The organism is Hoylesella shahii (assembly GCF_937990675.1).
Lineage (GTDB): Bacteria > Bacteroidota > Bacteroidia > Bacteroidales > Bacteroidaceae > Prevotella > Prevotella shahii.
In genome coordinates this window covers 33,901-47,452 of the sequence record NZ_CALKQY010000024.1, presented here as the reverse complement: position 1 = coordinate 47,452, position 13,552 = coordinate 33,901, and the positions used below count along the sequence as shown (strand labels likewise).

Genomic DNA, 13,552 nt, shown 5'->3' with positions numbered 1-13,552 from the left:
TATTATTTAAACAGTTCCATCAATTGTTGCGATATGCGCTTTCTTCCATGCTCTCTGAAGATAGCTTCACGCCCAGCCTCTGCCATCTGCTCATACTTCTCCACATTACGAGGAATATCTTTTAAAGCAGCCAATAGTTCTTCGTTTGAACGATACTCCACACACGATACGCCATTCTCTACCGCGATATTCTCCAATGCGTATGGTGTACCCACAACCAATAAGCCATTAGCCAAAGCATCAAGAACCTTGCCCTTTGTGCCTGTGCCAATGGCTATTGGCGTTAGCTGTATATCGTGTTTACATACCTCTTCTATATAGTCTGGCGCAAACTTTACATGTTCAACATCATAGCCTAGGGCGTTTAAGGAATCTACATGCTGCTCCCAGCCTTTTCCTAAAAAGGTAAGTTTATATGCTTGCTGGAGTATAGCAAGATTATCTTTATTCGCAAACAAATCAACCATCTCATCTGCCCGTTCTTTCATATAAAAATCATAACGACCAGCTATCAATAGTTTTATTTTGGGATGGGTAAACTTAATCTCCTTGGGAGTCTCTGGGAATTCATAGTGCGGATGGCGTAAAAAAACGGCATTAAGATTAGGGTTAATCTCTTGTAGGAAACGCACATCTTCTTCACCCACCAAATGCGCTACTACATTATCAGACGCATCATAAGCACGTTCCATTCTATAATACTTGCGATAATTAACCACGCAACGGAAGAATTCTCCTGCACTAGCAAGAGTAAAACGACAACCTAGCCTACGAAACCAATGCAATGAATAACAATCAGGAACTGTGTGTACTCGTTTGAACTCTTTAAATTGTTTTAGTATACCCGAAAACTCCTGACCATACACCCACACCGCATCAGGTTGAGTAGTTTTTATCTGTTCAACCATAGACTTTGGTAATCGAATATAATAACCGATGGGATATTTTAGGAATAGGCGGATAAAGGTTAAATGCAGTTTTAGTATCCAAGTGAAGAAAGCGGGTTGCTTCAACAGATGTATCTTAACACGCAATTCTCTTTCTACGCTCTCAATTGTCTCGGGAGATAGTTTGTTTGCATTATAACTATATATGTCAACCTCTATCTCCTTTGGTCTATCAACCAACAAATGATAGGGATGCCCCGAGGGGCCTCCCATATTTTCTTTATAAGGAGTAACTGGCGTTATAAAAGCTATTTTCATTTGAATATCTCGTTTACGACACCAAGTAATGCATTCTCGCCATTGGTCTCTATGAGAAATGCCTTTTTACAGCCTGCATTTTCTGCAGCTTTAATATCAATTGCACTGTCGCCCACCATGTACGACTGACTTAAGTCTATATTTAAAGCCTTTTGTGCCTGTACAAAGAGCCCAGCCTTTGGTTTGCGACATTCGCAATCAAGCTTATATTCAATGCGTTCTCCTTCAAAGCCTTTATCGGTGTGATGAGGACAAAGGAACAAGCCATCAATAAACGCGCCTTCCTTACCCAAAAGCGTTTCCATCTTATTATGTATCTCTTGCAGTTGTTCAAAACTACAATCACCGCGAGCAATCACGGGTTGGTTAGTAACCACCACTGCCAAATAGCCAGATTTATTTATCTGCTTTATAGCCTCTGCAGCCCCTTCAATTAATTCGAAGTCGTTGATATCAGTAAGAAAACCATTTGTCTTATTGATAGTACCGTCACGATCTAAGAAAACAGCCTTTTGCTTAACAGACAAGTTATGAGCGGCGATTTTGCCTGAGAGTAGATCGTTTTCCACTTCAACCAGTCGCTCGGGAGTTCCCATGTCCTTAATATACTCAGAGGTTTCGTAGGCATAAATTTTCCCACTCTCTATAGCAGGCTTCAACACATCTCTATCAAGGTCTACCTTATCAAGACTTGGAAGTTTGGCTCTTGCTTCCTCAAGCAATCGAGGAGAAATCATTTCTATACCAGCATTAACGACATTTCGATAATAGAGTCGTTCGTCTTCCTTATTCATCCATTTCACCACCCTATTTGTATGAATGGGCATGCCACCATTAGAAGCTGGCAAGATTTCTGTTACAATCAACGAACTATCAAAAGGATGATTATTGGGATGCACAGTAAGACTTGCTAATGCTTGGCGGTATTTGTGGAAATTAATAAAGCGATTAAAATCAACATCGAGCATCACATCACCAGACATCAGTAAGAAATCTTCCTGCAATTCTGGCATTCTAAATAAAGCTCCAGCCGTTCCAAGTGGCTGTGTCTCTATAAAGTACGAAATAGTTACACCCCAACGGCTACCATCTCCAAAATAGTCTTTAATTACTTCGCCAAGGTGTCCAATAACCAAAACAACATCAGTAAGTCCACTGGCTTTCAGGTTTTCAATCTGCCACTCCAGAATAGGTTTGCCGCACACAGGGATCATCGGCTTGGGTAAATCGCTTCGCACTGCAGCGATGCGTGTACCCTTCCCACCGGCCATAATTACTGCCTTCATTATCTCTAATTTTCAAAAAAACGACTTTCAAGCATCAAGCACAAACAATGATACACAGGGAGGTGCAATTCCTGAACCATAAATGTTTCTGTTTCGGGAACCCTAATGCACACATCTGCATAGTTCATCATCTTACTCTCTTTTTCTCCTGTAAGTCCTATAATATGAAGACCACACGCCTTTGCTACAACAGCGGCATACAATACATTTTTGCTATTGCCTGATGTAGAAATACCTAAAAAGACATCGCCAGGCTTACCATAACCACCTACCTGCTGAGCAAAAACCAACTGAGGATCGCAATCATTCATAAAGGCAGTCATCAATGGTGCTTGCGCAGTAAGGTCTATTGCAGGCAATCCACTTTGTATGTTCTCAGCGATAGTTGCTCCCAGTTCTTCGTCAACATTCTTAAGCTTCTCTGCAAAGCTAGAAGAAACTCTTCGCCCAAGTTTAAAGCCCTTCATCAATTCACCAACAATATGACCGGAGTCGGCTGATGAACCGCCATTACCACAAACAAGTAACTTACCACCATTTACATACGAGCGTTCTAATATCTCGTAAACCTCTATAATACTTTGCTTGCATGCAGAAAGGACAGGATACCTTTCTATCAACAGTTCTAAATGCTTATATACTTTATTCTCCATTATCGTATTATCAATTTATGAAACAAGTGTTTCCGACAACTACAGACCAGTGTCGAAAATCTTCCATCCATGAGCACCACCATCGGTAAATTGGAAAGGCATAACAAAGCCTCCTAATGACTTAAGGGCATTCTCTACCAATTTCTTCTTTGTTGGCTCTAGAACAAACATGATAAAACCACCTCCACCTGCACCAGATACTTTTCCAGCTAAAGCTCCTGCAGACATGGCCACATCCATAGCTTCTTGTATCATGGGGTTGGTAATTTGGTTTGCCATTTTTTTCTTATTTTCCCAACCTTCACGAATAATATCAGCAAAGGTGCGTACATCACCCTTTAACAGAGCTAATTTCATATCAACAGCACTCTGTTTAATCTTGTGCATAGCCTCCACAGCATCGGTCTTACCTGATTCAGTATTTTTCTTTTGCTCATCAATGATTGCGGCACTGCTTCTCGAAGCACCTGTAAAATATAAGAGCATGGAAGACTCCAATTCATCCACAATCCAACGCTTGATTTTAAGAGGATTGACAATCACCATGCCATCCTTCAAAAACTCCATGTAGTTAAATCCACCAAAGGCAGCTGCATATTGGTCTTGTTTGCCTCCAGACAACTTTAAATCAACACGTTCAATTTCATAAGCCAATCGAGAAATCTCATAATCTCCCAAAGGCAAACTCAACCATTCAACAAAGGCTTTCAAAATGCAAACCACCATTGTCGAAGAGGTCCCTAAGCCAGATCCTGGAGGGGCATCATTATGTGTTGTTATTTTAAAAGAAGACATTTGAGGAGCAAAGTCTTTCACAACCCTATTATACACCCCTTTTATCAACGATGCGTTACCATCAATAGGCAACGATGTAGCAAATGGGTATTCTCCAGAGAAGTTACTATCCAACGAGTTAATAGATATCATCCCATCAGTAGTTTCCTCAATTGTACAATACGCATACAAATTAATTGTTGCATTAAGAATTAAACCACCATAGGTATCACTATAAGGCGACACATCTGAGCCACCACCGGCCAGCCCAAGTCGCAAAGGGGCTTTGCTACGTATAATCATTTAAATAATAATTTTCATCTATAACTAAACAGAACTAACTAATGTTTTGAGGTATTTCCTTCCGTCTTCTTTTAATAAATAACCTAAATGACGTACCCCTAAATTAACTGCGTAATACAAACGAGCTAATAAGTAAGTGGGATATTTCATATGTGTCTTAAGAGTTCAGTAGACATTTTCAGTGGTAAACATAAGCACAAAAGTGCCCAAAATATCATACTACAACGACATAAAGAAAATGGTAAGTCCCATACTCCTCTAGGTTCTAAACGGAAGCTTTTAATTTTTGTATTGAGCAGATGAGCCACTACATTGGCTGCGTTTCTGATAAAATAATTCGTAACTATTCAGCACTTGCATAACTTTAGTTAAGCATTTTCAACAGTAAATGCAAGTATCAAGAGTCGAATATTTATAGGTGAATACAACTAAGATTAACAAGCTTACTTAAAAGCCATATTTTCCACGATGTAAAAGGACCTTTAAGAGGAAAGACACCATGATTTTTCATATCTAAAAAAACTTTTTTCTTAAAGTTTTTATCCATCAAAGGATTATTGCTTCGCTTTACAGATAAGGAAAGATTCAACAAAATATTATTACTCCATCTCAATATATGATTTTGAAGTTCTACATCATCAATTGTTTTAGCAAACTTCTGAAGAGATAATGCTACATACATATCACCTATAATGTAAAAATACTGTCGCTCCGCCGTTCTTGATTTTGAAACAGAACCAGCATGCATTGTATAGATGTATGCTAAATAATCCGAAAAATAGACACTATGAGCTAAAGCAACCGCCCTCATAGAAAACTCAACGTCTTCATGTGAAATTCCTTCGTAAAATCTTAACTTGTTATTATCCAAAAATTCTCTTTTGCAAATTATAGCACATACTGACGAAGGTTGATAGCCGCTTAAAATTGCATCACGGCCTTTTAAAACGATATTATGTTTAACATTTGGTTGCGAACACTCTATACGAGTTATTTTACCATCAATAAGCTTTAATTGAATTGCAAAAATATCTGGACAATTATATTTTTTTATATCTCCTATAATTTGTCCTACTAATGTTGAGTCTAAATAGTCATCACTATCCATAAACCAAATATAATCTCCTGTTGCTTCTTTTAAGCCAAGATTTCGAGCCACACTGGCACCACGATTACTTTGATTATTTTGCTCTATTACTGCTATGCTATTATATTGTTGTGATAGTTCTTTTGCAACTTTTACACTATCATCAGTAGAACTATCATCTACCAAAAAAACCTCAATATCTATTTCTGATAAGGAAGAGTTAAAAATGCTCTTGACACATTTTTTTAAATATAACTCACTATTAAAAATAGGAATAATAAAACTTATTGTCATTAGAAAACACGATATTAATTGTATTATAACAAGCCATTTTAACGAAACCTCTGAATTTAAACTTAAGGTGTTGTAAACAATTCATCTACCCCAAATTGATTGATTTTTGTAAATACTCTACAGACATATCTCTTTCTCTCTTCAATTTTTGGTTCACATTATTATAATCAATAAATTCAAAATCTGGCTCCTCTCCTATTTCTAAGAAACGCCCTTGTAAATCTAGTTTATCAAGTAAGGATAACAGGCGCAAATCCGAATCAGAATTCTTTTTTAAACAATAGAATTGCCTATTATACATGATAGAAAACGCTAAACCATGGAAAGATGTTGTTACTATAAATGTAGCATCTTTGAAATATCCAACAAATTCATTAGGGGACGCTGTCTGTACTAATCCCTTTCTAGGCTCTATCGGATGTGACGATATCTCTATGATTTCTAAATTTAGCTTTTCCGCAATTTTTCTTGCTAAGTTATTTAATTCGGTCCATTGACCTATTTGATATAAAAGAAGATATTTCTCTTTTTTAGGTGAAATTGCTATATCATCAAAAACCTCTCTACCTGCTAAAAGAGTGGGATCTACTACAACATTCACTTTCAGATTAACCAGAGGTTGTAATAAATCAGCTAGAGAACTTTCTCTTACACTAATACCCTTTAAGTTACTGAGATTAATTGAAAAATAGTTTTGTTGCTCTAGTGATAATGACTCAAATCTACTACTTGCAGCATAAGATATAACATTACACTTTGCACCATTTCCAAAATACACCCCATCAAAATTTCCACCTGTAAGTTTAGGATTCCATATTTGATCACTTCCTAATACCAAGAAGTCTAAATAAGAAAAGTTATTTTCTTTAGAGTAGGGAGACAAATCTAAATATTCATCCATAAATCTCTCAAAAACATACCAGCGCTTAATTCTTATTGGTTTTACTATAATTTCTATAAATAAACGGACAATACATTTATAAGGATTACGGGATAACCAGTATCTTAGATTAAACTTTCTAAAAGTATTAACAATATATCTGGGTCTGTAATTAACTACATTAACAGAATGCCCAGATAACTTTAAAAATTCTTTTAGACCATAAGCTTGTAAAACAGCCCCATAGTTATGCGCACAATGAAAAGTAATTATTCCAATTTTCATAATTTATTCTTTATTGTTGAAAGCAACTTTGCTATAAATATTTTTGTTTTGTAGACATAACCCAAATCTCCATACTTATACGCCACATATTTAAAACCTTTCTTTTTATAATCATCTAGAAAGTTTTGACGTTTTACATTTGGCTGTATACATTTTCTTAAAACATCCTGCATACATTCTTTCGTATTACTTGGTATTATTTCTAATAGTTCTGATGCATGGTCAAAAGTAGATTTACCAACTGAAGAATTTATAAATATTAAAGATATCCCCTTATTATCTCTAAACTCTTGGTGAGACGTTTTTTCCCAATGCCAAAAATCCCCTAAAGAAATATCACCAACACGCTTTAAATTGGTATAAGGACAATTATAGCAACTTTCCCTTTGAATTAGATGTGAAAAATATAAATAAAGATAAGACTCTGTAATAATTTTTTTCTTATTGTTAAAGCTATATGTTTCTATTCCACCTTTCCAGCCTAAAAGTTTATCTCTCATATTTACTTTCTGTAAAGAAGAAGAATGTTTAGTCTCAAGGAAAGATAAATAATCCTCCCATATCTTAGGGGCACCTACACCATGACATAGAATGTCAACTGTGATTAATTTACCAGTTTTAATCCTTTCTGTTTGCTTTCTTAAATTCTCTATTTGGCATGGAACGCCTGAGAATAAAATCTGTCTATCATTTTTTAACTCGTTTATAACATCTAAAAATATACCATCTAAATTGCTTTGTACATACTTAGAACCTTTTATTACATTTAGCGCTTCTCTATTAGTTATCTTACAATGACTAACTTTAAAGTCTTTTGAATAATAAACACCATAAACAATACCACCTTGGGCAAGTATCGTTTCAGCAATGGCTGCGAACGCACCGCCACTTTGACTTTGACTCAGTTTTTCCTCGTCTTTTAATCGGCCTGCATATACAAGTGGTTCTTTGAAATCATTAAAGTTTTTATAAGATGGTATAAATTGACAATCTCTGAAACACTTCCCACAATTTGTACATAAATCATTATCTATTAATGGATATTTAAAACCCATTTCATCTGGTTCCATTTTTATAGCCCCAAAAGGACATGCTACTACACATGCGGTACAACCACAACACTCATGAAGCTTCTTGCTATCAACTCTCAACATATTACTGAGCTAATTAGTTTTTTGTATGAATTTAATAATGCATTCTTTATTGTGTACCTCTCTGAGGAAGAGCATCCTATAAAATAAATAGACAATAACGTTATAACTAACGTTAATCCTGTCACCACAACAAAAGAGGATAAATTATTAGACAACCTACAAGACATATAAATGGGTAAAGCCGAAGATACAATACCTATTAGACCTACTCTACAAACAACATTTTTAATATAAATCCTTACGCTTAATCCTATCATCTTTCGTAATAAAATTAATCGAACAACAAGACAACATAAGTTTAGGACTAGAGCAACAATAAGAGTAATTTCTGGGGGAAACCCTCTTTCTAGAAAGAAATAAGAGATCGGTAGACAAAGAAATTGAAAGGCTCCTATTATTAACTGGTAATTCTTTATATTACCAGTAGCAAGAATAGCTGTAATTAATGGACGTGATGCAGAATCACATAAAGCAAACAGCAGAATTAACCGCACAAACCAAATTGTATGCTCGGGAACAACTTTTAGCCATATTTTTAAAATATATGGTGTCTCTACTATAATGGGTAAAGATAAAAATAATAAAAGGTATAACGAAAATTTTGCACTCTTATAAATAAGGTCCAACATATATGCTTTATCATTAGCTGCATAAGATTTTGTAATCTGTGGATTCACAGCAGTCATAAAATTAGAAGCAAAGCTATTTACAGCTCCATTTACCTGTTCAGCTATACCACGTGCGGCATTAACAACTGGCCCTGCATATAAATTCAACAATATATTTGAACCTTGATCTCTTAGAATTGCTGATGACGAACCTATAAAAGTCCAGCCTGAAAAAGCAAACATTTCTTTCATTAAAGACTTATCTATATAAAAGCGCCATTTTGTTTCTACAAAATGTCGTTTACAATAGATTCCATTTAAAATACGTATGACAATATAGGTCGTTAAGAGAAGAAAGGAATAAACTATTAACTTATCTAAAAAGAAGAAAGGCAACAAAAATACTATTAATAATTTTAACAATGTATGAGTAATTCCCAAATAAGCAAACGCTTTCATGTGTTCATGAGCAACAATGATTGCATTATAAGGAATAGTTATAAGATCAAGTACAAGTACTATAACAGATGTATGGAATACACATCTTGCAGCAAACATTCTACTTGGATCTATATTCAACTTTTCAGACAGAAACCATAAACCCAAAGTTTCTGACACAATAATAATTAATATTGATAATATTATTTGAATATTTACAGATGTACAAAAGATATTATTCAGCTTATCAATATTTCCTTTACCTAATTCAAATGTCAGAAAACGACTAATTGCTCCTGATAGTGAAGAAGATAATATTACAAACATACCTACAAAACCTCCAACCACATTATATATACCATAATCTGTTACGCCTAGTTCATTTAATATAATACGACTTGTATACAGAGATACTAATAATGAAAAAAACGTTCTAAAATATAGTGCTAATGTATTCTTTGCTATACGTTTATTATTAGATGATACGTCTGACATTATAATGTTAATTTATTATACGTCAAAAAGAATTGGCTCCCAAACAACGGATGGCACAAATAAAATCCAAAATCGCTTTTTCAGTGTAGTCAGCCAAGTTTCTCTTGAAAAAGAAGTCTTCCCAAATTCAAAAATCAAAAACCGTGATATGCCTTGATTTAGGGTCAAGTTTAAGAAAGCAAGTAGCCCCACTATTCCACCAACAACTTGATACGTACCATAATCATCAACACCAAGCGTATTGAGAACTACACGAGACGTATACAATGATATGGCCATGACGAAAATCATCCTGACATACATGTATATGGTATTCTTCGCTATCTTTTTATTGTCTACCATATAATTATCTCAAATATCCAAAACTAAAACAAATCATTTCTTTACACAACTCAAAGGTATCCATTCTATTTTGACCTGCTCCCTGAGAGCAAGCTATTAATCTTCGGCGAAAGCTTATCTAATATAATATATAGTAGCAAACACACCGAAATCTTTATTATAGGCGTTAACAAATAGTCGCCCACAAAAAACAATGTAGAACTTGGAAGGAATTTAAGCCAGGACGAAGGAAAAACCATAAAGTAGGGCATGAGATGAAGTGCGAAAACAAAAAAGACGCTCCGCGCCAATAGGGGATGCAACCGCACACTGCCATGCTGTATCAGCCCAGCAACAACAACAACGAGAGACATAAAGAAACTAATAAAAAACAAGCTGTTTAACCAATAATGAGTTTCTCCTATAGAACGTAAATAAATAAACAGAACTATAAGACCTAACGTCAATGTTAGAATGGACACTTTAAATTTTCTTCCTAATTCAATTATATTCATTTGTCGTATTCCCATATAGGAACCTATACCGAAGAAGATAAATGCATTATAGTTAAAACCAATTATATCTAGATTATACCCTGTTATTGCAAAAAAGAATAACACGACCATAAATAGTTTAGGAACATGCTTTACAAACAAATATATTATAGGAGAACAAACACACAAAACAATAAGATCCCTTATATACCACAAAGGCACGTCAAGTGGATAGCATAATGTATGGGTGTTTCCAAAAACATCCATCCATGTAGAAGGATGGCCTTCATTTAAGAAAATACGCATAAAATTTAAACCGCTTGGCAAGCCTTTTATGCGACAAAAGGCAATTGTGAAACAAGCTGCAATAATATTCCAAAGAACAAATGGCACAAATAAAGTCCAAAAACGCTTTTTCAGTGCCGTCAACCAAATTTCTCTTGAAAAAGAAGTCTTCCCAAAGAAAAACAAATAACCAGAAAGTATAAAGAATGCTGGTACTGCTGCCCTTGCTATGACCTCAGTAATTACCAACCTTAACAAGTTATATGCGTCTATATCGGTAAAGTTTGCCCAAGAAATAGAAACCTCTCTCAATGGAGTTCCCATACCCTGGTTGTGAATATAAACGATAAGGACAATTAAAGGGAAACGTATATATGAAATTGTTTTTGACTGCAATTGATTAACTTGATTCATAAAAACAAATAAGGTAAAACATATTTAATAAAGGAAAGAAAACAAAGTTTCTGATTTAATTAATAAAGAGCTCGCCACAACCAACTAATAGATAAATATCATTCTAATACTTGGTTTTGTATCTTCAAGATATAGCCCTATTATTTGGGGATTTAAACAGCAGTCATGAAAGACATTGCAACATAAGACTGACATAAGATCAAGGCAAGGAGGCTACAAATAACACTAACTCCATGCTATACCCATGTACTAGTCTTTGCCAATCAATACTACCATTCGGAATTATCAATATCATTTAGACTATATCAATAATAAGGTTTACTAAATCTACATCCTCTCCTCCCTATCCCCAAATTCGTGGGTATAGGCACTCTCTAATTATAACACCACAATTACCCCCGCATTAGAACGTTTTTGTTCGCAAGTTATCCATCGTGCATGCTCTTTACGTATGCAAAACTATATATTTTTTTTTAATGCTCCAAATAAATTTTGAAATGAGTGAGGCTAGAATGGCAATGCGGACAATTTAAAAGAATAATAAAACGGTGTTTTAACATTACCTCTACTATGTGAACGATATTATTGCTGTGCTGCTACGTTATATCTTTTTACGCAGAGTTCTATCTCTCAGTATTGTGTTTACATAAAACGGCATAATTCTGATGTTAAATTATTGCCCTCGAAGAGTCCGTTCGTGCTTATATTTTCAACACACTGGCTGTTTTTTTTGCCAAATAACAAATCACTATTCCCACGATAAGGCTCACCACCAGCAAGACTGTGAATATTACCAAGGGATACCTAAAGCTATAAACAAGGTCATGAAATAAGTAGTAACAAAAGAAGGTATGTGATAACCATATAATCATGCTATAGCCTCCTAGATATGCCAACACGCGTTTCGCAGCACCAGGCATTGGCAATTTAAGCACTAAAAGTATTACAGCAAAAGAATATAGAGGGTCGAATGCTGCTGTTTTGAAGGTTATCTTTAGTGCAAAAAGAAGTAATAGGGCCACATAAACATAAGCGCCTTTAATGAATGGTGCTTTAACGTATTTGCTACGAAAGAGCACAACACCTAAAGTTACCGAGAAAAGGAATTGTACATATTCTACAACTAATGCTACCGCCAAATGCGAATAAACAAAATCTCCATAACGACTAAACAAATAAGACGATGCTAGATACAACAAAAATGTACCTACTAAAGCCCACTTCATTCCCACCTTCTCTATTATCTTTAAGATGTATAAGGCAGAAATGCTTATCAAGGCATAGGGTAACAAAAACCAAGTTTCATAATTGTAGTTATGCTTCCAAGATAACACATTGAGCAAAAAATCGGTTAGCGAGCCTGGATAGTGTTCGGGCTTTACAAATACTCCAATGGGAACAAACACAAGCAACACCCACCAATAATGTATGTAAAGTTTTAATAAGCGCGGAAGTTGTGTGCGAGGCGAAAGCCTGTTTTCATTATACAAGTAGGCTAGCCCATACCCACTTAGTATTAGAAAGAAAGACACAGGTGTGCATAGTCGAGTTAGATAATAAGACAGAGACAACCCATTTGAAAAATGCAAATCGGAATAGTTTCCTATATCACTTTCTTTTAAAAACAAGTGCAACCACAACATCATGATTATGGCCACTCCTTTCAGAATGTCTGTTTCTGTGCGCGAAATATTATTCTGCATAATCTTTAATTTTAAGCTTTACAAAATGCTTTTCTACTAAATTTGTAATTAATAAAGGGATAATCAATGTATACATACAATATGCCTAGATGCATCTGACTTCTACTTGATAATCTTGTTGTCAATTGTTTTGTTAGCAATTATATTAAAAACACTGCAAAAATAATAAAATAAAGGGGAATTCACAAAAATATATCAATGAAATAAGAGTGCTAAAAAATATCATTAACTAACAACAAAGTAGGTTCTTAGGCCTGCTTCAAAACGATGAAGCACAGCACACAGAACCTACGATTAAACTTTGATGAGGGAACCGTCCTACCCCCTCTTACTCAAAATAATACAAGAAGGTGGCGATGCCTTCGAGGGCGGGTTTGCGTTGTCCTTCGATTTCTATTTTAAATTCTATCTCGGTTTTGCAAATGCCGCGAATATTGCTGATGGCGTGCAGTTTGGTAACCAGTCGCACTTTACTTCCTGTCACCACGGCCTGTCCAAAGCGCATCTTGTCCATGCCATAGTTCACCAACATCTTGATGTTGTTCACCTCAATAATCTGTTCCCATAGGTGAGGCAGCAGCGAGAGGGTGAGATATCCGTGTGCAATGGTGCTCTTAAACTGACTTTCTTGTTTGGCACGCTCCACGTCAACGTGTATCCATTGATGGTCTAACGTGGCATCTGCAAAGAGGTTGATGCGCTCTTGGTCTATCTCCAGCCATGGCGAAACGCCTAGCTCTTCGCCCAGATGGGCGGCAAACTCTTCGTAAGAGTTAACAACTAATTTGCTCATTGTCTTTTATTTAATGATTATCTGATGCAAAATAAATGGCTCCATCGCGCCATAAACTACGGCGAAATTACATAAAAGTA

General features: G+C 35.5%; 12 protein-coding genes. All 12 read right to left on the bottom strand.

Features of this window, described 5'->3' with window-relative positions; all coding sequences use genetic code 11:
- Positions 1-2: 2 nt before the first annotated feature.
- The 12 genes from QME03_RS03660 to QME03_RS03605 all read right to left on the bottom strand — a co-directional run bounded on the left by QME03_RS03660 (position 3) and on the right by QME03_RS03605 (position 13,472).
- Positions 3-1,205, bottom strand: a complete 1,203-nt coding sequence (locus QME03_RS03660) for a glycosyltransferase family protein (RefSeq protein WP_274946752.1) — start codon at positions 1,203-1,205, stop codon at positions 3-5.
- Positions 1,202-2,491 (bottom strand): HAD-IIIA family hydrolase, encoded by a 1,290-nt coding sequence (locus tag QME03_RS03655; RefSeq protein WP_281723506.1) that lies wholly within the window; start codon positions 2,489-2,491, stop codon positions 1,202-1,204. Before QME03_RS03655 ends, QME03_RS03660 begins: the two co-directional genes overlap by 4 nt.
- A 5-nt stretch (positions 2,492-2,496) precedes the next feature.
- A complete protein-coding gene (locus tag QME03_RS03650; protein ID WP_281723505.1) occupies positions 2,497-3,144 on the bottom strand; it encodes a D-sedoheptulose-7-phosphate isomerase in 648 nt (215 codons plus the stop codon).
- Between the two features lie 39 nt (positions 3,145-3,183).
- Positions 3,184-4,221, bottom strand: a complete 1,038-nt coding sequence (locus tag QME03_RS03645; protein ID WP_025816667.1) for a GHMP family kinase ATP-binding protein — start codon at positions 4,219-4,221, stop codon at positions 3,184-3,186.
- Positions 4,222-4,633: 412 nt separating this feature from the next.
- Complete coding sequence (locus QME03_RS03640; protein ID WP_281723504.1) at positions 4,634-5,602, bottom strand: glycosyltransferase family 2 protein; 969 nt, start codon at positions 5,600-5,602, stop codon at positions 4,634-4,636.
- Positions 5,603-5,687: 85 nt separating this feature from the next.
- Positions 5,688-6,767, bottom strand: a complete 1,080-nt coding sequence (locus QME03_RS03635) for a polysaccharide pyruvyl transferase family protein (RefSeq protein ID WP_281723503.1) — start codon at positions 6,765-6,767, stop codon at positions 5,688-5,690.
- Positions 6,764-7,921, bottom strand: coding sequence for a Coenzyme F420 hydrogenase/dehydrogenase, beta subunit C-terminal domain (locus QME03_RS03630; protein WP_281723502.1), 1,158 nt, complete (start codon positions 7,919-7,921; stop codon positions 6,764-6,766). The genes QME03_RS03635 and QME03_RS03630 overlap by 4 nt, the downstream gene beginning before the upstream one ends.
- Entirely contained in the window at positions 7,915-9,462 is a 1,548-nt protein-coding gene (locus tag QME03_RS03625; RefSeq protein ID WP_281723501.1) for an oligosaccharide flippase family protein, read from the bottom strand. Before QME03_RS03625 ends, QME03_RS03630 begins: the two co-directional genes overlap by 7 nt.
- A 15-nt stretch (positions 9,463-9,477) precedes the next feature.
- Positions 9,478-9,804, bottom strand: a complete 327-nt coding sequence (locus tag QME03_RS03620) for a hypothetical protein (RefSeq protein ID WP_345740167.1) — start codon at positions 9,802-9,804, stop codon at positions 9,478-9,480.
- 65 nt (positions 9,805-9,869) lie between these two features.
- Positions 9,870-10,976 carry an acyltransferase family protein gene (locus QME03_RS03615; protein WP_281723500.1) on the bottom strand — a complete coding sequence of 369 codons (1,107 nt, stop codon included), beginning with the start codon at positions 10,974-10,976 and terminating at the stop codon, positions 9,870-9,872.
- A gap of 701 nt (positions 10,977-11,677) precedes the next feature.
- Positions 11,678-12,679 carry an acyltransferase family protein gene (locus tag QME03_RS03610; RefSeq protein ID WP_281723499.1) on the bottom strand — a complete coding sequence of 334 codons (1,002 nt, stop codon included), beginning with the start codon at positions 12,677-12,679 and terminating at the stop codon, positions 11,678-11,680.
- Positions 12,680-13,007: 328 nt separating this feature from the next.
- Positions 13,008-13,472 (bottom strand): MaoC family dehydratase, encoded by a 465-nt coding sequence (locus tag QME03_RS03605; protein WP_025817476.1) that lies wholly within the window; start codon positions 13,470-13,472, stop codon positions 13,008-13,010.
- Positions 13,473-13,552: the final 80 nt, after the last annotated feature.